This is a genomic window from Novosphingobium terrae (assembly GCF_017163935.1).
Taxonomy (GTDB): domain Bacteria; phylum Pseudomonadota; class Alphaproteobacteria; order Sphingomonadales; family Sphingomonadaceae; genus Novosphingobium; species Novosphingobium terrae.
In genome coordinates this window covers 2293552-2314668 of the sequence record NZ_JABVZR010000001.1, presented here as the reverse complement: position 1 = coordinate 2314668, position 21117 = coordinate 2293552, and the positions used below count along the sequence as shown (strand labels likewise).

The 21117-nt window shown below is 63.4% G+C and carries 20 protein-coding genes; 7 read left to right on the top strand and 13 right to left on the bottom strand.

What is annotated here, in order from left to right:
* Positions 1 to 11: 11 nt before the first annotated feature.
* The 4 genes from HGK27_RS10470 to HGK27_RS10455 form a co-directional block, all read right to left on the bottom strand.
* Entirely contained in the window at positions 12 to 875 is an 864-nt protein-coding gene (locus HGK27_RS10470) for a hypothetical protein (protein ID WP_206240476.1), read from the bottom strand.
* On the bottom strand, positions 872 to 1537 hold the full coding sequence (locus HGK27_RS10465; protein ID WP_206240475.1) for a hypothetical protein: 666 nt from the start codon (positions 1535 to 1537) through the stop codon (positions 872 to 874). The genes HGK27_RS10470 and HGK27_RS10465 overlap by 4 nt, the downstream gene beginning before the upstream one ends.
* 47 nt (positions 1538 to 1584) lie before the next feature.
* A complete protein-coding gene (locus tag HGK27_RS10460) occupies positions 1585 to 2244 on the bottom strand; it encodes a hypothetical protein (RefSeq protein ID WP_206240474.1) in 660 nt (219 codons plus the stop codon).
* Positions 2245 to 2396: 152 nt separating this feature from the next.
* Positions 2397 to 2909, bottom strand: a complete 513-nt coding sequence (locus HGK27_RS10455; protein WP_206240473.1) for a hypothetical protein — start codon at positions 2907 to 2909, stop codon at positions 2397 to 2399.
* 230 nt (positions 2910 to 3139) lie between these two features.
* Between HGK27_RS10455 and HGK27_RS10450 the strand changes: the two genes are divergently transcribed.
* Complete coding sequence (locus tag HGK27_RS10450) at positions 3140 to 3421, top strand: ArsR/SmtB family transcription factor (RefSeq protein ID WP_206240472.1); 282 nt, start codon at positions 3140 to 3142, stop codon at positions 3419 to 3421.
* A gap of 45 nt (positions 3422 to 3466) precedes the next feature.
* On the opposite strand, the gene HGK27_RS10445 is transcribed toward HGK27_RS10450, so the two are convergent.
* The 7 genes from HGK27_RS10445 to HGK27_RS10415 form a co-directional block, all read right to left on the bottom strand.
* On the bottom strand, positions 3467 to 5917 hold the full coding sequence (locus HGK27_RS10445; RefSeq protein ID WP_206240471.1) for a TniQ family protein: 2451 nt from the start codon (positions 5915 to 5917) through the stop codon (positions 3467 to 3469).
* 2 nt (positions 5918 to 5919) lie between these two features.
* The gene (locus HGK27_RS10440) at positions 5920 to 7140 is read right to left on the bottom strand and encodes a TniB family NTP-binding protein (RefSeq protein WP_241127376.1); all 1221 of its coding nucleotides are present in this window, start codon (positions 7138 to 7140) and stop codon (positions 5920 to 5922) included.
* A gap of 5 nt (positions 7141 to 7145) precedes the next feature.
* The gene (locus HGK27_RS10435) at positions 7146 to 9707 is read right to left on the bottom strand and encodes a hypothetical protein (RefSeq protein WP_206240469.1); all 2562 of its coding nucleotides are present in this window, start codon (positions 9705 to 9707) and stop codon (positions 7146 to 7148) included.
* Positions 9704 to 10573: a hypothetical protein gene (locus HGK27_RS10430; protein WP_206240468.1), complete on the bottom strand. Its 870-nt coding sequence runs from the start codon at positions 10571 to 10573 to the stop codon at positions 9704 to 9706. The genes HGK27_RS10435 and HGK27_RS10430 overlap by 4 nt, the downstream gene beginning before the upstream one ends.
* Positions 10574 to 10684: 111 nt before the next feature.
* Positions 10685 to 10981, bottom strand: coding sequence for a hypothetical protein (locus HGK27_RS10425; protein WP_206240467.1), 297 nt, complete (start codon positions 10979 to 10981; stop codon positions 10685 to 10687).
* 155 nt (positions 10982 to 11136) lie between these two features.
* Positions 11137 to 11541 carry a hypothetical protein gene (locus HGK27_RS10420; RefSeq protein WP_206240466.1) on the bottom strand — a complete coding sequence of 135 codons (405 nt, stop codon included), beginning with the start codon at positions 11539 to 11541 and terminating at the stop codon, positions 11137 to 11139.
* Positions 11538 to 11678 (bottom strand): hypothetical protein, encoded by a 141-nt coding sequence (locus HGK27_RS10415; RefSeq protein WP_206240465.1) that lies wholly within the window; start codon positions 11676 to 11678, stop codon positions 11538 to 11540. Before HGK27_RS10415 ends, HGK27_RS10420 begins: the two co-directional genes overlap by 4 nt.
* Positions 11679 to 11869: 191 nt before the next feature.
* On the opposite strand from HGK27_RS10415, the gene HGK27_RS10410 reads away from it, so the two are divergent.
* Positions 11870 to 13003, top strand: a complete 1134-nt coding sequence (locus HGK27_RS10410; RefSeq protein ID WP_206240464.1) for a hypothetical protein — start codon at positions 11870 to 11872, stop codon at positions 13001 to 13003.
* Here the strand turns inward: HGK27_RS10410 and HGK27_RS10405 are convergent.
* A complete protein-coding gene (locus tag HGK27_RS10405) occupies positions 12996 to 13898 on the bottom strand; it encodes a hypothetical protein (RefSeq protein ID WP_206240463.1) in 903 nt (300 codons plus the stop codon). The genes HGK27_RS10410 and HGK27_RS10405 overlap by 8 nt on opposite strands.
* A gap of 252 nt (positions 13899 to 14150) precedes the next feature.
* Between HGK27_RS10405 and HGK27_RS10400 the strand changes: the two genes are divergently transcribed.
* The 3 genes from HGK27_RS10400 to HGK27_RS10390 are packed head-to-tail and all read left to right on the top strand — an operon-like array spanning position 14151 to position 17140.
* Positions 14151 to 14714: an SLATT domain-containing protein gene (locus HGK27_RS10400; RefSeq protein WP_206240462.1), complete on the top strand. Its 564-nt coding sequence runs from the start codon at positions 14151 to 14153 to the stop codon at positions 14712 to 14714.
* Entirely contained in the window at positions 14711 to 16243 is a 1533-nt protein-coding gene (locus HGK27_RS10395; protein WP_206240461.1) for a nucleotidyltransferase, read from the top strand. Before HGK27_RS10400 ends, HGK27_RS10395 begins: the two co-directional genes overlap by 4 nt.
* 12 nt (positions 16244 to 16255) lie before the next feature.
* Positions 16256 to 17140 (top strand): SMODS domain-containing nucleotidyltransferase, encoded by an 885-nt coding sequence (locus HGK27_RS10390; RefSeq protein WP_206240460.1) that lies wholly within the window; start codon positions 16256 to 16258, stop codon positions 17138 to 17140.
* A gap of 486 nt (positions 17141 to 17626) precedes the next feature.
* Here HGK27_RS10390 and HGK27_RS10385 read toward each other — a convergent pair whose 3' ends face one another.
* Positions 17627 to 19507, bottom strand: coding sequence for a hypothetical protein (locus HGK27_RS10385; RefSeq protein WP_206240459.1), 1881 nt, complete (start codon positions 19505 to 19507; stop codon positions 17627 to 17629).
* Between the two features lie 447 nt (positions 19508 to 19954).
* Here HGK27_RS10385 and HGK27_RS10380 point away from each other — a divergent pair, with 447 nt between their 5' ends.
* Complete coding sequence (locus HGK27_RS10380; protein ID WP_206240458.1) at positions 19955 to 20335, top strand: hypothetical protein; 381 nt, start codon at positions 19955 to 19957, stop codon at positions 20333 to 20335.
* Positions 20332 to 21021 carry a hypothetical protein gene (locus HGK27_RS10375; protein ID WP_206240457.1) on the top strand — a complete coding sequence of 230 codons (690 nt, stop codon included), beginning with the start codon at positions 20332 to 20334 and terminating at the stop codon, positions 21019 to 21021. Before HGK27_RS10380 ends, HGK27_RS10375 begins: the two co-directional genes overlap by 4 nt.
* Positions 21022 to 21117 lie beyond the last annotated feature (96 nt).

The following is a 21117-nucleotide window of genomic DNA, read 5'->3' as shown; positions in this document are numbered from 1 at the left end:
TTTTCCTCGGTTCAGAAGGGGGAGGCATGCGCATCGACGAGAACGTCGATGCGGCGGTAGAGCTCGGCGGTGGGCAGGTATCGCCAGCTGCGCACCGACTTGAAGAGGTCGTCGAGATCGAGTCCGGTCGGAACGGGGATGGCACGATCGGCCAGCACCTCGGCAAGGATGTCGATGGACCGAAGCTCGAACTGGGTGGCCTGCCAGCCCTGGAGATCGACGCGGTTCAGCCGGTCGGCCAGAACGGGAGGAACGGCATCGACGTCATGCGCCTGCACGATCCAGGTCACGGCGCTGTAGTCGAGAACCGCAGCGAGAGTCGGGTCGGGAAAACCGGCGTTGGACGCGCCGTCCACCAGCCGTGCGACAAGGTCGACCATCTCCCTGCTCGCGCACTCGATCCCGAGGATGCTGATTACCGGGTTCGCGCAGCCGCTGGCGACCATGGCCGCGCAGAGCGGCAGCGGCAGCTGCAGATCAGGACCGTATCGGGGCTGGACGAACATGTCGACGCCCGCGTCGAAGCTGATGTGCGGCACCCCGGCGGCCCTGGCCAGGCTCCTGGCGACATGGGTGCGCCCCGCTCCGACCTCACCGCCCAGAAGGATCGCCGGCATGGTGAACCACCGACGCCCTCTCACCCGCTGCAGCGCGCAGGCGCGCTGGACGGACAGCATGAACTCCGGCTCCCAGTCCAGATCCAGCTCCGCCAGGATGCGGTCGGCCCCCAGCCGGTCGCCGCCACGCAGTTCCAGGCTGGCTTCGGATCCGACGACAAGCGGCCGGCCGGAGAAGGTGCGCGCGAAGAGCATGACGGGCAGGTCGCGGGACTGATCGGCCGAAGCGCCGACCGGCACGAGCGGACCCGCGGTCATTGACCCCTCCAGAAGCGAAGGGGGCGCCGGCCACCCACGCTGATCCCGCGGGCCTTCGCGTCCCTTTCCGCCGCGCGCATCCCCTCCAGGATGTGTCGCTCCAGAGCAAGCTGCCCAGAGTCGGCGAGCAACTGCGCCATCTCCTCGAACCGCTTCCGCTGATATTGAAGCCAGTCGACGACCCTGTCGCATTCCCACTCCGCGGCGAAGGACATCTTGAAGAAGGGCTCGTCGGCGTTGCCACGCTCCAGCCCAAGGTAGGGGCGCTTCCCTTTCGGGGTGTAGCAGTAGAGCGTGATCACGCGCGAAAGCCGCTCTTCCTCCAGACGGTGCTTCTCAGCCTCCCTGACCTGGTTTTGCCGTTCCTCCTCGTCGGCCCGCGCTGCCTTCAGTATCAGCATGCCTGCTGGGTCGGCGCCGAGGCGGGCGGCAAGGCGGCCCCAGAAATTCCAGAGGTCCGACCGCAAGAGCATCCATTCGTGGAGAGCGCTGGCGCCTTCCTGGCTTTCGCAGGACTGTTGCCACACGATTGCCTGGCTGCCGTCGTCGCGATTTCGGAAGAGCGCGACAGCGTTGCGGCCGGGGCCGTCGGGTTCGGCCAGCAGAATCGGAGCATACATGGCGTCTGCAGCATAGGTGTCGTCACGCGGGATGGCGGGCATGGGCGTCTCCTTCGTGGGAGTGAGGTTGGAGCGGGAAGGGGCACGGGTCACGACGGGCGGCGCTGGCGATCGAGCAGTTCGGCCAGAGCTGTCCTGTTGTCCTTCGAGCGATGGCGCAGGAGCTGGACGACCGCGTCGGTGCCGGCGCCTGGGACGTTCCGGCCATGGCTGTATCCGGACTGCCAGAGCAGGGAGTTCAGCGCGAAGCCGTGGAAACCGCGGGCCGGCCAGTCCACGTCGCTCATGGAACAGGCCCATCGCAGCCCGCGTGCGTGCTCGAACCGGCTCTCGACCCAGGGGCGCACGGCGTCGACGCCGTGGGCGACGACGATCGACACGGCCCGAAGCACCTCGGTGGCGGTCCAGTCCTCGACGATGCCCCGACGGGGCTCGGACACCGAGTTTTCCGCAGCTGCGTGCATGCCGGTAGGCGTGGGGGTGCCCGGGTCCTCGACCGTATCGAGGAGATCGCCGATCCACGTGATGGCGCCGCTGCTGTCGTATTCGAACGAGCGGAGGGTGAGGCGGATGATCCTTCCCTCTGCCGGGTGGCTGCCGACGGTGGAGATGTCGACTACCGCGATGGATCCAGCTGCGGGGCCATCGCCGTCGTCTGTCCATCCTTCATCGAGGTCCAGAGGCCGGACCTTCGGCCAGAATTCGTCCTTCGCGGCGGCCAGGAGGCCGCGCGTATGTCGCTTGTCCATGTTTCTTGCTCCAGTCCGGCCCGTTTTCGGCGCCGGCAGGTTAGAAGGGGCCGGAGCCCGCTACGTCTCAGTCGTGCTATAGGGAGGCGGCGGCCTGGGGTGGGAAGCGGGGCGCTTACGTTAGGCGCGCGGGAAGTGGATGTGGCCTAGGATCAGAAGGCTCCGAAGGTGGTGTCGGACTTCGCATGTGGCGACTGTCGGGGGCGGGCGGCGGGCCGGCGTAGCCGGTCCCCGGTGCCTCCGCGCATACGACGCGCTGCGTATCGGGCCGAGGCTCTGACATGACGCGGGGCCGGAGGCTTGGCGACGGGATCGTCGTGCACGAGATGGACGAAGAGCTCGGGATCGGCGTCTGTGCCCAATCCCAGCCCGTGCAGCATCAGCGCATTGATGAAGTGCGGCATTGACACGCAGGCGTCGATCGCATTTGCGCCGTCGAACATGACGCGCGGCGTGAGCATCCAGCTCATCGGATCGATCGCGCAGCCCTCACGCTGGAAACGCGCGCCGGCCTCGGCCGCCACGGTCACGACGCGATAGAGGCCGCGGCGGGTGGTCAGGTAGAAGGGGTCGGTCGGCTGGTCGTCACCGAGGGGATCGTCAGAATGGTGATCGTAGGTCCGGGCAGCGTCGCGCGCCGGCAGGTCGGGATAGGTGGCAGTCATGGCCATCTCCGGGTCGCCGAGTAAGGCTCCAACTTCGGCGCGGGATGGCGATGGGTCCCGTCCGACAACCCCTAGATGGCATTGCTCGTCAATATGTCAATACATCATGATATGATGATATGAAAATTATTTTCGATCCCTCTGCGCCTGTGTCTAAGCGGGATTTTCGTGGTTACCGAACTGTCAAATTTGGCGCTTGAAGAGGATGTCACATCGACTATCTTTGACATATGGACAAGATCAAGGCGATCGGCATGTTGAGCGCGTTGGCGCAGCCCACGAGGATGGACGTCTTCCTGACGCTGTCCCGGCGCGGCGACGGCATGTCCGTGGGCGAGTTGGCTAACCACATGGAGACCCTGCCCAACTCGATGTCGACGCATCTGTCCGTTCTGTCGCGCGCGGGCATCGTCACCGCGACCAGGGCCGGGCGCGTGGTGACCTATGCGGTCGACCCGGATGCGGCGAAGGCCCTGGCGGTGTTTCTTCTCGAAAGCGGTCGCCAGAACTAGGGGCGGGCAGCGCATTTCCGCTGCCGGGAAGGCCGGATGCATGCATCATGCCCAGCCGAAATGCTCTTCGACATCGATGCGATCCCAGATCTTGCGTCGAATCTCCTGAAGGTCGGCGGCTCGCAGAGCCTTGGCTGCGGTGGTGGCGGGCATGTTCAGCCGGGTGGCGATCTCTCGAAGGGAAATCCATCGGCGTGCCAGGTCCTCGACGTCATCGACGAGGTAGAGATTGGAGAACTGGCCGCATACCGGCAGCTTCTGGAGCGCAACCGAATATCTTTTCGGGTTTATGTTGAGCAGGACGAGCGCGTCGCGTCGAATGAGGTAGGGGGAGAAGGTGGCCGGGAAGCGGCTACGTTCGAAGCGTGCCGCCTGCACTGCGGGAATGCTGGACGAGGCGATCAGAACGCTGTCCGCCACCTGGGTTCCTGGGGAAATCTCGAAGTGCAGATCTCCATCGAGCAGCTGTCTGAATACGGGTCCCCAGGGCTTCGGCCTGCCCCACACATGGCGCATCGCATCGACGAGCCTGACGGGATCCTCCATCGGATGCGGGACCATTAGACGGTTCCGCGACGCCTGCTCTTCGAGACGGGAGAAGAAGTCGTCGACGGTTCCCGGCATGAAATGAGGCCCGGTCCCTGCGAACGCGGGGCCGTCGGCCTCGAGTATCCCCAGCGCCGTCAGCTGCTCCACCCCATGGTAGGAGATGCCAAGATCGTAGGCGAGCGAGTCCGGGGTGATCCGGCTGTTCCACTCCTCTCCCAGGGACTGGACCTCTGCGGCGGCGTATGCGCGCACCAGACGGCGGCCATGGAGGCGCAGCAGACGGGTGACGAGCCCCTCGTCCCAGGCGAGTTCTAGGGTTTCGGAAGCGAGTTTCGACACGCCGAGCGCTTCGACCTTGGATATCGGGTTGCCTTGGCCGGCAGGTGGCATGTGGATGACCGGGAGCCCGCGGTGGGGGCTGTCCGACGGCTTGCTTCGCGCGACCGCCCAGCCGAAATCGTTTAGAGCCCGGTTTATCTTGATCATCGTGCTGGGCCTGACGCTCGCGTCGAAGACCATGTCTTCTAGGCTGGCGGGCCAGCGATGCAGGATATCGGCGGCTTTCCAGAGACCCTGTAGACGATCCTGTGGGGCGGCGATCTGGTCTGAGGGCGTGGGAGGAGAGAAGACGCCCGCGAGCTGCTTCAGGATGTCGAATGTAAGGTCGCGGTCGACATGGCGTAATGCGGGAGGCAGAGCGCCGATAGCGGATATCCGGATTTCATCGGCCGGGTGAGCCAGAGCCGAGATTATGGACAGCGCAGGCCACATGTGATCGGGGACGATGGAGGCCTCCAGACCGTCCACGGCACCGTCGATCCCCCAGCCGAGGTTCGAGGAGCTCTTCGGGGCATCCTTGGCAGCCGTCCTCGTTGACGGAAGGAGGCGGCGGGGATCGCCGAGCTTCAGGTTCGCGGCCTGGGCGAGCCTCTTCAGGGCGCGGGACGTCGACAGGATGGAGTTGGCGCTGGTTCCAGGGCGAAAGGCCAGCTCGTCATGGCTGTTCGGCCAGCGCTGCAGGTAGTCAGCCGCCTTCCAGAGGCCGTTGAGACGATCCCGTGCGCGCTCGATCGGATAGTTGACGGCGTCGGGATCGAACACCTCGACCAGCTGCATGAAGACCGAGTAGATCTGGTTCCTGTCGACCTGGCGGAGTGCCGGCGGCAGCGCATCCAGGGCGGACTCGCGTTCGGCCTCGATCGGATGCACCAGCGCCTTGATCAGGGTCAGCGCCTTCCGCATGTCCTCGGGCACCGGATAGGAACGCAGGTCCGCCAGCGAATTGCCGCATCTGTCGCAATCGTGAAGCTGCGTGACCGTCCTGGTCCAGCGCTGCGGGACGTCGCCGGTCTCGCAGGGGCATGCGTCATGCAGCATGTCCCAGTGATCGACGCAGAACGGGATGTCGGCGAGCTCCCATGTGGCGCGGTGGTAGCCATGGTCCCGGTCGATGGACTGTCTACCGCTGCTTTCGGCTGCACGCACCGCTGCCTCCCTGTCGGCCCTGAAGGCCAGCGGCGAGAACCTGCGCAAGCTCCATTCGACCGCTCCTCTGCCGAGCCGAAGGCCGTAGAAGGAACGGTGGGAGTTGCCCAGCCCCGGGTAGCACCTGCCGATCACCTCTCCGTCTTCGACGCCTATGGCGTGCGCGAGCTGCTCCAGCTCGATGTTCGGATCCTCCGAGATCATGACCTGGTTTCGGTAGCGCAGCCCAAGCGATTTCAGGATGCTCCAGCTGTTGTGGAGGTCGTTGATCGCGCAGCAGCGGTATACCAGACCGCGTAGCGACTCTCCGGGCCTCGGAGCCACCTCCTTCCGGAGGCGGCTCCAGCCTTCGCGCGACGGCGCTGGCGCAGGTGGGCGCTGGGAGGAAAGACCGGCGCCCACCTGGCGGACATACTGGCCGAACGGGGTGCGCTCGGCTCCGAAGTCATCGTCCGACCCCAAGATCACAGCTCCCGCAACGGGTTGGACTTGGCGAAGTTCAGCGCGATGGACCATGAATCGACCGCATCGCTGAGGTCCTGCATGGTCATGACCTTGCGCTGGTCCCGCGCCACGTTCCTGACCGCCATCAGCATCACGCGCATGAGCTGGCCGATGATGCCGTCCGTCGCCTCGCCCAGGGTGTCGGCGAGGTCCGGATTTGAGAGACCGACGGGCTCGTCGAGGATGCCGTCGCTGACGAGACGCTGGTCCAGCTCCGCCAGAAGGTTGGTCCACAGTTCGAAGTCGTCGTCGTTGTCCATCACGAGAGGCGCGAGGTGGCAGGGGGAGAACAGCCGACCCGCGAACTCGTCGTCCGCCTTGATCATGGGGACGGCGGTCTCGGTGCCGAGCAGGACGATAGGAACGCGCCCGGTGTCGAGAAGGAGCTTCAGCTCGGCCGTCACCTCGCGGCTGAAGCCGGTCTTGTTGCCCGTGTGCTGGGTCTCGTCGATGATCAGCATCTGGACGTCTGCCTCCTGCATGGCGCGCATCGCACGACTGCGGAGCGTGGTCTCGTTGCCCGCAGACGCGAAGCCGTCGTCCAGTTCGGCCATGACGTTGACCCACATCTCCCTCGCGCTTCCGCTGGCGCTCATGCGGGCATGGATGACCGGCTTCGTCTTTTCCGGTGCCTCGGAGTTGATCATGAGCTTGTATTGTTCCGCAAGCGTCGATTTTCCGCAGCCGGTGCGTTCGAACAGGCTCAGCCCGAGCTGCGGTCCGCCGCGCTGTCCCAGCCCGAACAGACGCATCTCTTCGAGTTCTGCCATCCCCGCGATCTGTCTGGGATAGGCGAGGCGGATCCGCATGAGCTTCGTCATCGCCAAGGCGACCGCCGGCGCGCGTTGGCCGGCCGGGCTCTGCCTGAAGGAAAGGAAGGCGTTCTTCATTTCCGTCGACAGCCGCGGCTTTTCGAGCTGAACGTCATTGGCGTGAGCATGGATGATCGCGTCGGGGTCGGGGAGGGGACGGTCTTCGGTCACGTCGATGTCGGATGGCGCCATGGGCAGGTCAGATGGCATCGTCGGGGCCGCCGGCGGCGACGGTTCCGCAGCCTGCGGCCGAGACTTGTCGTCGTCGTGGGCATTGTTCTGCGTGCGCTGGCGGCGCGGGAGGCGCAAGGAGGGGGCGGCATCCTCGGGTTCGTCCGGACGCTGGGGCACATGTGCGATGTGGTGCATATGCTTCACGATTCTTCTCCGGTCTTGTTGGAGCGGGGGGCAGGGGCCGCCCGCTGGTCGCGCCGATCGGCGGACTGCTGTTGCGTCCCGGCATTGCGCCGGTCGTCATTCGTTCGTCCCAGGCGCCTGTCGCGCCGGCTGACATAAGGGGCGGGCTGTTCGGGTTCCGATGCCGCTGAGGCCTGGGAATCCAGCGTCGTCTCGGCAGCCGCTTCCTGATTTTCGGCGGCGCGCCTCTTGCGTGTTTTGATCGGCTTGACGGCTGGAGCCGGGACGCCCGCGGCCGGTCGCAGCGTCGCCGGGACCTTCGGCTCCTTGGGCTTCTGGCGTGGTGTCGGGATGTGCGCGTCCTTGCGCAGCCCGACCGCCGACCCGTGCTCGACGGGCGCATGCGGGTCGTCGCCGGCGTCACGGACGGCGGCCTCCGCCGACACGTCCTCGTCGCGCACTTGGACATAGCGGCCGAAGACCTGCTTGACGGCAGGATTTTCCGCCGCCTTGGCGATCGCCCGGCGTTCGCGTTCCGCGGCGCCGGCATTGACCTTGGCGAACTCCTCGAAGAGTCTGGCCCGGACATAGGCCTGCTGCTCGGGCGTGGCATATTCCAGCGCTTCGGCCTTCGCCAGTTCGAGGTGCCGCCCGTGCAGCCACAGCGGCGTGCCCTTCGCCAGCCTGTCGGTGCAGTGAAAATGCTCCCACTGCGGGGGCGAGCTGTAGGGGTTCCAGACCTTGATGAGGCCGATATCGTCCGGATCATACTTGCATTTGACCTTGTGGCCCTGCTTGCGTCTGTCGTCCGTGTTCGGATTGCGGTCGAAGCCGATATCGTTCTTCTCGCGCTTCCAGCCGTCGTCGAACTGCTTGATGATGCGGGTCATGTCGACAGCGCCGGGCGTGTAGTGACGGCTGAACTTGTCGATCCCCGAACTCGTCATGGCGATGTCGAATTCGACATTGCCGATCGAAGCCGCGAATTCGTCGACGTTCGCGATCTTGTCGGTCTTTCGCTTGCCGCGACGCTGTTTCCAGAGGAGGGCGGGCTGGCGCCCGTCCTTGCTCTTGGTGCCGGTGACGTTATGGGTCATCGCGGCCAGGTCGAGCATTCGAGGACCGAAGGATACGGGGACGAGGATGTGCTCGTTCTCGTCGAAGGCTTCCTTGGCGTTGAAGCCATATTTGCGCATGCGGGCGATGTCGTAGTTGGCGTCGAAATCCTGCTTCGTCGCCAGATCCAGCATCGTGCCGATCAGCCGCTCCATGTGGGACTTGTCGCGAGCCTTCCCGCTCCCGGTGAAGTCGCAGCCGATGTGAGCGTCCAGCAGCACGTCCTCCACGCTGCGGCCGTGGTTCACGGTGCTGTTGTCGAAGCTGATGATCGCGGGCTTGAAGCGGAGCCAGGGCAGGTCCGCATCGATCTCGAGCAGCTCCTGCGTCACGGCGCCATGCTTGGGGCTGTTCGCGTGGAGGACGGTTCGGAGAACCGAGGACGAGGACGCCGGGCCTATGTTGAAGTTCCAGCCGCCCAGGAGGCCGGTGTCGTCTTCGGACAGCAGCGTCATCGTGCACTGGCCGACCGGTATGCCCGTCTCGTCGTCGAAGAAGTACAGGCGGGGAATGGGGGTGTCGTCCAGCCACGCCCGGGCACCGGGATGCGTCGGAACGTCGCTGAGGCCGCCGCCGCCATAGAGCTGATACTCCGCCTGCGGGGTGGTCTTCGACTTGTATCCGGCGGACTTCAGGCTGCGGCACATGCGCCAGAAGCGCTTGTAGCTGATGGCCTTGTAGGGCTTCTGCGGGACGGCATATTCCGCCGGTCGCTCGCAGGGGCCAGCCACGCCGTCAGGATCGATGCAGAAGTTGCGGTCGAGGGCCTTGCCTCGGTTGATCTTGTAGATGTCGGCTACGTAGCGGTTGTGGTTCTTGGTGATGTCCCCGCGAATGTGGGTGGCACGGATCGCCCAATACATCACGATTTCCAGGGGATGCCGGATGGTCCAGGTGCGCGGCGTGCGGCCGGTCATCGACACGCTGTCCCATGTCTTGCGGGACCCCTTGGTTCCGTTCAGACGAAGCCAGCGGCGGAAGGTAGGGCCAGGTATGACACGCGCGCCGGTCATGGCCGCGATGTCGGGATCGGCGAGGGCTACCTTCATGAAGGCTGCGATCGCATTGTCGGACCTGCTGAACTCGCTGGCGTCGAAGAGGGTGAGCAGCTTCGTCTTGAACGGGGAGCTGGGGTCCTGGCGCCTGGCCTGATCGAGATCCTTCTTCTGGGCGCGGGCGCGGTTGCGGACCTCGCTGGCCAGCGGCGGTTCGCGGAAGATGAGCTGGCCCATCGCCCAGAAGAGCCCGAGTTCGTCGACAGTCGGCTTGCGGGGGTGACCGTCATGGCCGACGACCATGAATTCTCCGTATGCGCTGCCTGACGGAGCCCGCAGCGTCACCGACCGGTCGGAGTCTGTCCTGTCATAGTGATACGACAGGCCGAGGATCTCGATCTCCTCGCCGGGTTCCGCCTCGAATCCATGCCCGGAGGCGGGGAGAGGTGCGTTGCTGGCAGCGCTCATATGCGGATCTCCGATGCGCCCGTGAAGGGCCTGGTCGGATGGAGGATCGTGCGCGGCGTGAACTTCGCGTCGAGATCGGCCGCAAGCATGCCGCGCGCGAGCATCGCCTCGATCACCGCGTCGCCGCGAAGCAGGTCTCTGGGCGTCAGACGTTCGCGAAGCGCGCCCCATTCGATGGCCTCGCCACGAGCGGCCAGGGCTCGACCTGCTCGTTCTTCCTTCGCCGACAGGTCCATCGACCGACGGGCGAACAGGCCCCAGACGTTGCGGTAGCGCTCCTCGGTGCCGAAGATGTCGTCGAGGTAGAGGACGCTGAATTGCATGCCCACCATGCGGGCGATCTCCGCGACGCAAGCGAGGCTCTCGCGGTATTCCTCATCGGCGATGTCCCGGGGGGTGCGCTTGCACTCGATCAGCTGGACGGAGCCGTTGCGGAGCATGCGGACGGAATCCGGGCGATATCTCCGGAGTTTTCCATGCTGCATGTATTCGAACTGGTAGGGGTGGCATTCGTAGTCGACGACATCTGTCGCGACCTCGTTGTAGAATGCGAGGAACTCCTCGCCTTTCCCTTCGCCGAGCTGAGTGGTCCTCGTCTTGATGGAGGAGAAGCGGAACCGGCGGTGCTTGGCGCCGCGACCGATGACAGGCCGCTCGTGGCCGCCGTGCCTAAGCACGGTGATCCTGGCGACCATGTCGTTTTCGCCGAGGGGGAGCCACCGCTCGGTGGCGCGCTTGAGGCGGCGTCGGCTGGGTCGTATCGACGGGTCCGTCCGCACCGGCAGGAGGTTGACTGCCGGAAGCACCGAACACCGGGTCCACGGTGAAACGCTGCGGTTGAACCTCTTGGCGGGGGGCAGGGTCATGGGATGCCTTCACATGTCTTGAGGATTTGCGTCGGCATCCGCCGATCACGGGAGATCTTGTTGGCTCGGCCAAGCCTGCGGCGGGGGTGCGACCGCTGATCGAGCGCTACGTCAGGTGCCGTAGTTGCACCTGGCCCAGGCGTTTGCCCTCTGCTTCAGGCGCACGTAGCGCAGGAATGTCGAGTAGGACGGCACAGGGAGCGGGGTGGGGTCGAGCTCCTGGCTCCTGGCGATCGTGGCGCAGAAGAGATCGTAGGCATTGCTGACAGTCATCGCCCCATCCTGATGGATGTATTCGAGGGCAGTGTAGATGAGAGCGCTTTTCACGGCGTGGGGCCATTTGTGGATGCGGTTCTGCTCCAGCCATTTCGGCAAGAATGCCGTCATCGGTTCTTTCTGGTCGATCATCGGTATTGTCCCTGTGGCGAGAGCACACGGGGGCGTTCCGCCGGCCGCGATGGTCTCGGTTTTTCCGGGCTGGTGCCCCGGAGACGGTGCGCCCTGCGGCGCGTGGCTTTCGTGGTTTTGGTCGTCCATTTCCTGGACGGCCTGGACTTCAGGTCCTAGATGGAGCGGAAGATCCGATAGGTGACACCGCGCGGCCGGGGCCCAGCGTAGTGCTTCAGGCGCCAGGCGCGGCCTTCTTCGATCAGATTCTCGAGTTGCCGCACCTGAACTGCTCGGATGTAGCCCGGGTGGTGATCGGGGGCCTCGCAGGCGAGGAGCAGGACGTCGCGGCCCCGATCACGGGTTTCTGCGAAATAGCGTCGCTTGATCCGCATCCTGATGCCGTCGATCATGATCTGCATGCCGTCGATGAACGTCGGTGCCATAGAGTTCTGCAAATCCTGCGCCGGATACATGTCGGGTGCCAGCAGGGATTCGCGATACGGACGCCTCGTCCGCCGGATCCGCTGCGCCTTGGGATCGTAGTGGCGATGTCGGTCCGCCTTTGCTCCCGCGATCACGAAGCCTGCTCCTGATCAGGAAGGTAGGCCATACGGAAGGTGGATGTGCGGCGTGCGGGGCGCCGGCGCAGCTTGGGGAACCGGACGGGTTCGAAATGAGGATTGAGATCGGCTTCGGGCGGCGTGTCGGTCGGCATCGGCTAACTCCTTGTTCGGGCCAGTGACTCGATATTTAATTGGACATGGCTCAAAGTCAATCGAACCTTATTTGGACATTGTGATTTTGATGGTTAACCGCGATTTGCCGTTTAGACCGAACGCCGGTTGGTCAGATGGAAATATGCATCTAAGTCTCGACTTCCATGGAGTTTTTGGCTAGCCTGACCCGATGGAAGACAGCGAAGAAAAAAAATCGGCCTCCGTGCGACCGATGGGCGTGAAAAGGAAAATCGAGCAGCTTCAACGCCCTTTACCCATCGAAATCAGGACTGCGTTCGACTCGGATGTGCCTGATAGCGAATCGGCCATGTGGGCAGCGATGTCTGCGGATCAGCGAAACGAGACGCTGAGGCGGCTTCGTGTGCTGCTGAAGTTCGAGGATCCCAATGCAATTCCTCCGACGGTCGACCGGGCAGCCGAAGATGCCGGATTGAGTCTCAACCGCTACTATGAGGTCCACGCTGCCTGGAGGGCCTCCCGGTCGTTGGTCTCGCTCGGGACCTTCGCGAAGTCGCCGCGTAACCGCACGCTGTCCTATCACGCTGATCTAGCGAAGCTGGCTGTCGACGTCGTGGACGCAGCGCCTTCGGAAAGCGTCCGGAAGCAGGCGCTGTCGCTGGGCGAGGCCTATGCGCGGAAGAGGAAGCCGAAGGACAAGGACACCCCCAGCTACAATACATTGCGCAAGTTCGTCGAGAACGAGCGCAGGCGCCGCGCCGTCGCGATGCAGCCCGGCAACGCGGTGATGTTTGACTGCTGTGCTTGCCAGCTGCCTCATTCGGACGAGATTTTCTTCGCTTTCCTCATAATCGACAAGGGAAGCCGTCTCGTCCTTGGAGCCTGGCTGTATGATATCGGGGATAGCCAGCTCGGATATTCGTTCGCCGCCGCAAATGCGATCGAGCGTATCTCCTCTCCTCCCCTCAACGGTCTGCCCTGGGCGGAAGAAATGGAGGCGAGCGAGGTGGTCGTCGGGCTCGACGCGGATTTCTGGGGCGCGAAGCATGAGGAGAGTATGCGCTCGTTGAAGCTGGACGGGCAGCTGCGGCCGGTGACATCGAGCAGGCGGTTTGGAATCTTCATCCGGCAATTGATTGGCGATCGCATGGGGCGGGTGAAGTTTCTGCCAGGGCAGAGCAAGAACGTCGATAATTTCGCTGAAGAAGGCGTGGATGAGATGATCCGCTTTCTTGCCGAGGTCGATGCCTACAACGCGGGACTGATCGAAGCCGGAACCGAGGGCGAGAATTGGGGCGCTCCTGCGGCTCTCCTGGACGTGCTGAACTATCTGACGCCTAGCTAGCGCTCTCGATCTCGATCGGGGCCGTCGCACGGCGGCTTTCGTTGTGACGGCTCAATGCCGCGAAGACGACATCGTGCATGTCGGCCTCCGTGAGCGGTTGGTCATCCTTCGTCTTCAGGAGACGTGCCGGCTTGATGGCCTTGCTCGGCTGATAGAGCAGCTTGATGCCGGCGATGCCGCGGCCGACGACACGAGAAAGTTCTGTTCGGGCGGCGGACGGCAGGACGGCGGTGACGCCGTCGACCTGTCCAGCATGCAAGAGTGCCATGTCGGCCCGGACCGGCATTGCCTCGGTTGCCTTACACGCAAGGAATTCCGACCACTGCCCATTTCCCAGTGCGGCCGCGACAACTGCGCCGTCGGCAGTACGCACCGCCAGACTGATCATGGGCATGACGATGTCTCCCTCCCGAAGCATGGGGAGACGGATTGCGCATGTCCCCACCACTATCCCTTCGCCGCCGTCGTGGGGCTGGCTGCGGCTGGCCATGACCATGTTCCATAACGTGCTCCGCGAGGGTGGAGAGACCTTGAGTTCGACGCACCGGGCTAAGACGGCCTCGTGAATGCGGACGAATGGGGCGTCCACTCCCATCGCGGCAATGATCCTCTTGGCCTCGTCCTTGGCCTTCGCCGGGACCGACAGCCTGCTGGGTCGTCGGGAACTGCCGCGGTGGGCTCCCGATCCCGCAAGCTTGGCGGCTGATCCGTGCATTCGCCAGGCTCGCACGAGTGCCGAGAACTGGTTCACGCTCAGACCTAGCTTCGCAGCGTGGTCTGCCCTGTCGGCATCGGTGGGGCTGGCGATGCGGAGGAAATCCACGACGACGCCGACGCGGCGTCGCGCCTCGGGTCTACGCATGGCGTCGACGCCGCTCAGATCGATCTCTTTCATATTCATTCTCCGTTTGTGAAGATGTTGGGATGCAGGCGGTGGTCGTTCCGGGGCGATGGGCCTGACGCGCAGGCCGCTTTCTTTTTCCTCCCGTTGCCCTCCGCCCCATCCCCCCGACCAAGGGGGCAGCAAGGTTCGACAAGCCATGTTCCCGCGAGATGGTCTCGAAGAATTCAGACCTCAGATAATCCTGAATTTACAAGACGGGCGGCCCGCTCGCCGCTACGACGAGAAAGAAGGAAGGGAGCTTCAATGGCTGATTTCACCGAACTTGAAGGGCAGCTTCGGGAATGCTTCGGTCGCGTGGTTTATACGCATAAGACGCATGAGAAGATGGCCGACCGCTGTGCCGCGACGCTGCGCTTCTACAAGATGGCCCAGATCGTCACCTCGGTGGTGAGCGCGGGGAGCGCCTCGCTTGCCGTGATGCTCGACGCCGATGCGATTAAGGTCCTCACTGCCGTGGCCGCGATCGGGAGTTCGGGGATCTCGATCTACATGAAGAGCTTCGATCCCGGCGCCACCGCGCAGAAGCACAGGGATGCTGCGGCAAGCATCTGGCCAATCCGCGAATCCTACCTGTCGCTGCTGACGGACCTGCGCATGCAGCGGATAGACAGCGATGCCGCGGTCAAGCGCCGCGACGAGCTGCAGGCCAAGCTAGCGGCTATCTACAAGGGCGCCCCTCAGACGGACGGAAAGGCCTATGCCGAGGCGCAGAAGGCGCTCAAGGTCTATGAAGACTATACCTTTTCGGACGCCGAGATCGACGCATTCCTGCCGGCTCAGCTGAAGAAGGGCCAGAAGAACCCGTGACGACTTCAACCGCTGACAGGCTTATCAAGGACCTCGCCAAGAGCCTCGAGGTTCCTGACAGTCGCTACGAGTCCACCGACCGCAGCTACAGGTCTCTGGCGCGTTGGCTGGAACGGGAGGGTTCCTTGTTCCACCATGTGGAAACTGACGTCTACGTGCAGGGCTCGTTCCGCCTGGGCACGGCTATCCGGCCGGTCGGGGGAGCCGAACACTACGACCTGGATGTCGTCTGCGAGTTCTCCATCTCGAAAGCTCACAAGACCCAGAGCCAACTCCATGCTGATCTGGGTCGTGAACTGGCCGCCTATGCTGAGGCCAAGGGGATGGATGATCCGTCGTCGTGGGACAGGTGCTGGACGCTCAACTATGCAGACGAGGCGCGCTTTCACATGGACGTGCTGCCCTGTGTGCCTGATGGCAAGGCCCAGCGTCAGATTCTGGAGGCGAGGCTGCTTTCCACGACCTATGTGAACGAAGCGGTGGCGATCACGGATTCCAATCACGTGAACTTCAGCCGCATCTCCAACGACTGGCCGGCCAGCAATCCGAACGGCTATGCGGCATGGTTCAAAGGCAGGATGCGCGTGGCCTTTGAGCGACGGCGACAGGCGATCGCGCTTGTTGAGAGTGCCAACGTCAACGACATTCCCACCTTCCGGGTGAAGACGCCATTGCAGAGCGCCATCCAGATTCTCAAGCGCCATCGTGACGTGCGCTTTTCGGACGAGGGGAGCGGGCGCCCGTCATCGATCATCATCACGACGCTGGCCGCGCACGCCTATGGGCAGGAGGCCGACATCCTGGGCGCGCTCCTGAGCATATTGAAGCGAATGGATGGCTTCATTGAGGATCGGTCCGGCGAGTGGTGGATCTCGAATCCTTCCGACCCCAGGGAGAACTTCGCCGACTACTGGAACACGGAACCGAAGCTCAAGGACGCCTTCGACGACTGGCTGGAAACCGCGCGCACCGACTTCCAGCTGGCGGCCGAGGCGGATGATCCCCAGGCAATCGTAGATCTGCTCTCCCCACGCCTGGGCCGGGTTCTTGTAGAGGAGGCCGCGAGCCTGTCTGCGAAGAAGGTCGAGGAGAGCGCCGGAGTGCTTTCACGTATCAGCGGTGCGTTGCGTCAGGTGCTGGATGCTCCTCATCGGCGTCCCGCTCGCTGGCCGGTGGTCAAGAGCGGAAAGGTCGAGATCCGGTCCGCACTTTTCACGCACCCCAAGTTCAGAAAGACGCCGCTCCTCTCCGACGGCCGGAACGTTGCCGCTGGCGGTTCGCTTCGCTTCGAGGCGACCACCGATGTGCCCGAACCCTATCAGGTATTCTGGCAGGTGGTGAACACCGGCGGCTCGGCCGCCAAGGCAGGAGCCCTTAGGGGTAGGTTCGAGGAGGCATCGTCCGCCCAAGGGCGTCTCGTGCGCCGCGAGAACACTCTCTATCCCGGCTCGCACAGCATCGAATGCTTCATCGTAAAGGAAGGCTACTGCGTCGCGCGCAGCGGCCCCTTCGTCGTCAACGTCGCCTGATCGGAGTTTCCTATGGGGATTGGTGAGGCCTTCGCCGCATTCAAGGACGGTTACAACATCGGCGCTGAGAAGATGTCAAACATCTCCTATCGCTACAGGCGGATCACCCGCCAGCTTAACACCGACTTCTGGAACACCACCTCGGAATCAGCCCACAGCCTCTATGTGGGGTCCTATGGTCGTGACACGGCGGCACGCGGTCTCAGCGATCTGGATATCGGGTTCGTTCTTCCGAATACCCTCTATCACCAGTATCATGCCTATCTTGGCAATGGCCAGTCGGCCCTGCTGCAGGCGGTGAAGAAGTCGATCCAGAAGACCTACACCACCTCCGAAAGTTTCGGGGACGGCCAAGTGGTGGTGATCCGTTTCGATGACGGGGTGACATTCGAGATTCTTCCTGCATTCACGAATTCGGACAACCAGAGCTGGACCTATCCCAACGCGAACGGAGGGGGAAGCTGGCGGACCTGCAATCCCAGGGCTGAGATGGAGGCCATCGACTCCCGCAGCAATCTGACGAACAGGAATCTGAAGTATCTCTGCCGCATGATGCGCGTCTGGCGGGATCGTCACGACGTGATGATCAGCGGTATGCTCATCGACACGCTCGCCTATCAGTTCATTGCGAACTGGGAGCACAGGGAGAAGTCCTTCCTCTATCACGACTTCATGGCGAGGGACTTTTTTGCCCACATGGCGGGTCAGAACACGACACAGCAAACCTGGCGGGCGCCGGGTAGCGGGTCTGCCGTGTCGCGGAAGGGACCATTCGAAGCAAAAGCCAGACGGGCGCACGATCTCGCCAAGGAAGCCATCAGCTACGACACGAACGGTCAGACATGGGCCCGAAACCAAAAATGGCGCGAAATCTTCGGGCCTTTGTTTCCTAGCTGACATGGAGGATTGGAGCATCTGGAGCGACCTGTTCCGGATCATGACCCGAACAGTCGAATAGCCTGTGAGTATGACTGGCCGTCTTTCGGAACTGGCGCCAGTTCCTCTTCATCAGAGTTTGTCCCATCGCTGTCATCAAGTGGTGTAGTGCAGGCAGGGTGGTGACGATTTGGTCATCGTTGATCTAATCGGCATCGAAGGCAGCATTCGCACTCGAATGAGAGGCCAGGGCAGGGGGGTATCCAAAGGCTGACAACGGAAGTCAGGACCGAACCGGCCAGAAGGCCCAGCCACCAGACAGCGCGGTTCAAGCTGATTGAGAACCACATGGAGAGGAAGCAAAAGGCAGTTATCACCAAGAGCAAGCAGATCGCAGTGGGAACGGGCTTGTGCGGTTCGGCCTCATCGGTGTTCATCGAGGTTTCCCTGCACTGACGTCCCAGGACTATAGGTTGCGAGGTGATTGGGAACCACTCCGTTGCTGACCTAGCGAACCTGAGACTCGTCTGCTGACACGCTGGAGAGCGTCGCGACCCGGTCGATCCGGGACAGGAAATCGAGATCATGGTTTCCGCCGCGAATCGCGAGGGTGTCCATTGCCAAGGTGTCCAGCATGGCATCCACTGCAGGAATCCTGCGCGCCTTTTCACTCAGGTTTCTGCCAATCCCGACCATGCCGACGGTCGGCGGGTAGAGGAAGCCGAAGATCGTGCTGGCAAGCGCAATCAACGTGTCGCCGCTCTCAATCGACAGGACACTGCTCGTGGCGCGTCGTCCCCTTTGGCGGAGATCACTCTTCAGGCGCCGGATCTCCTCGGCACGCAGTGCTTCAGGAAGCTCGGCGAGCCGATCGACCAGGGCTCGCCCCTTCCGCCTGGTGGAAGCGAGACCGGCATCCTGAAGGATCTCGAGCAGGGGCACGTCCGTCTCGAAAGTGAAGATCGGAAGAGGCTCGGAAAGCAACTGGCCTCTTGCGCGCCGATCGCGATTGCCGATCCACGCTGGGGCTATGCGCGTGTTGAAGCCTGCATAGAAGTTGAGGTCTTCGCCTATGGCGCGACAGAGGATTGTGAAGACGGGGGGCTCTTCCATGCCGGGGATCAGCGTCGCGCCCAGTGCGTGGGCGAGGTGTGTGCGCTCGGCCATGACGATGGCTTCGAGCATCAGGTCGCTACCATTGCTGGCGAGGACGCGCTTGGCGAGACGCTCGGCAAGACCCAGGGCAGGACCGCCCTTGGTGCCGCGGTCCAGGACGCTCTGAACGGAGCTGCGGAGCGCCGCCTGTGGCCAGAGGAAGCTGCGGAGCAGTTCGTGCTGGTCGATCAAGAGTTCCGGGGCAAGGGCGTTCGCCAAATTGCGCAGCGCCGGGAAGAGGCTCTCGTCGTCGATACGGTAGTCCGCAGCCATCCGGCCCACGTCCGCCAGCAGTAGAGTTCCGGCCATCCTGCGGCCGAGCACGGCCTCCGGTCGCCTTTCGGACGCTTCCTCCAAAAGGCGGCCCGGACTGATCCGCTGGTCGTAGTTGAGCACGAACCGCAGGCGCCCTGCTTCCACCGCGCCGAGCAGATCGGCTGTCGTGAGCGCTTGGTCGGTGAGAAACTGCGGCAGCGTTTGCTGCCTGGGAGGCACGCACCAGACCTCGTCATAGAGCATGAGGAGCTGCCGCAAGTTGACCTGCCGACCTCCGGTGCAGTCGATCAGGCAGCGGGTAGCGGGTTCGTCAGAGCCAAGGATCTCGGCGCGGCTCAGGTTTCCTGTAGGAGCCTCGTCGAAGGTCTCGAAGAAGCGTCTTTCGTCTGCCGCAGCGAAGCCGCCTTGGCTCGTGGTTCTCGTAGCAAGAATCGTCAGGGCGTCATTGCTCGTGGCTGCTGGGGTAGCTGCCGGGGCTGCACCGGTGGATATGGTCCATCTGGCGGGCAGCTTCAGCCGGGCCAGATACTCTTCGAGCTGCTTTACTTCCCGAGCTGCAGGTGTGCCCTCGACCGTGAGTTCGAAGTTCACGGGCCGCGTCGTCAAGAGGTCAACGACGGAGATGTTCGGAAAGCGCCCTGCAAGTAGGTTGATCAGATCGAACTTGGTGAAGGCGAAGCCGGCAAGGTCACGCGCGACGTCGCCATCGCGTATGATCTCGATCTCGCGCGAGTAGGCGGTTGGAACCTCGTTGGTTACCGTCACCTGAAGCGTGATATATCTAATGCTGTGGTCGAAATAGTCGCTAATCGCCCGCGCGTCCTGCTGACTTGCAGGGAACTGGATCACAAACCGCGACCGTTCCAGTTCGAAGATGCGGGTGGTTAGGTTGGGGTAGTGGCTCCTCAGGATTACGTCGACCCTTCGAACGTAGCCTTCTTCCGAATCGATTTCCATAATCCTCTTAATAGTCGCCACCCCGGAAATGTCACCGTGCCTGAGGCGACGCAGATGTTCGTCTTGCTTCGGTTGTGATTTGCACCACTGTCGACCCGACTGCGGGTAGCGTGGGCGCAGGAAGGATCAGGGCCTCCGCCGAAAGGCCCACACGAGCTTAGCGAGGCTTGCGATCAGTGCGGCGAGGGCGGCCAGATAGGTGGCGGTCAACATGGGCATCGTCCGACTCCTGTGGTTGAGTTACACAAGGTTCCATATTTGTTCCATGTAGGACAGGGAAGCGCTGCTACACCGGCCTTCACGCTTTCAACGCGCGTCCGAAGAAATTTATCGACAGTTCTCTTTATTGATTTTGTGGATTTAACGTCACGAAAAGATTGACCCAATATATCCCGGCGACCAATCTGAAATCGTCGGCTAGGGGGTCGACACTATACAGGGGTCTATATGAAAATTTTATGTCCGTTGCTCGCCGCGACGGTGCTCGCGGTGTCGGCGCCTTGCCATGCTCAGACGGTCGCCGAGGCTCAGGCTGTGAATGCCGCCGAACTGCCCAATCCTCCCGTTATCGCGGGCGACATCAAGGACCGTCCCTACACGGTTCTCGGCCAGATCACGGCCGGCGTCCGCAAGGCGACGGCGTTCAGCAAGGCAGCGTCGCCTGAAAAGATCTACCGCGAACTCTGGGAGCGCGGGCAGAAGCTCGGCGCCGATGCCGTCATTCACGCGTCCTATGGCGCTTCGCACATCAGCGCCATGAGCTGGGGCCAGACCAACGCTACGGGCGTGGCCATTAAGTTCACCGGCCCCGCGGCGGGTAAGCAGTGATCCGCGCCGGAATCGCCGCCGCCGCGTTTCTGGCCCCGTCGCTCGCCTTCGGACAGAGTGCGATGGTGGTGGGCAGCGTGACGACCAACGTCATACATGCGGGCACGTCCATTGAACTGGAAACCCGTGAGGAGCTGTCGACCGAAGGCAAGCACCTCAAGGTCGGGAAGCGCTTCGAGATGGACGTGCTTCAGCCTGTCCTGCTCAATGGCCAGGTCGTCATTCCCGCCGGCAGCCACGCCGTCGGCGAGGTGGTGACCGTCCGTAACAAGGGCATGTGGGGCAAGTCGGGCGGCGTGACCGCGCGCGTCCTCTACGTGGAGGCCAACGGGCGCCAGATCCGCATCAACGGGACCTTCAACGATCGCGGCGAGACCGGGACGGCCGGCGTGATCGCCTCCGTCGCTCTCGTGCCGGTCGCCGGCTTCTTCGTCACCGGCACCAGCGCCAAGATCGCCCCCGGCACCCGCGTCCTGGGCTTCATAGCCGAGGAGGTTCCCGTCGAATTCGCAGGAGCCAAGATCGCCGCCGCGCCGGCGGCGGCAGCCGTTGTCAGTCCGCCGTCCGCGGCGCCCGCTGCCTTGCCGGTCGCTTCAGCGCCGGTCCAGCCGGCGGCCGTCGTGTCGACCGCTGGTGTGGCTACGGAGGGTGGCACCGTCACCAAGGCCATTCCGCCCGCGTCCTGAGACGTCGAGGGGCGGTCGGCAGTTCCTGCCGTGCCGCCCCTATCGGCTTTAGATATGGTATCTCCCGGGCAAGCCGCCGTGGCGAATGGTCGGCAG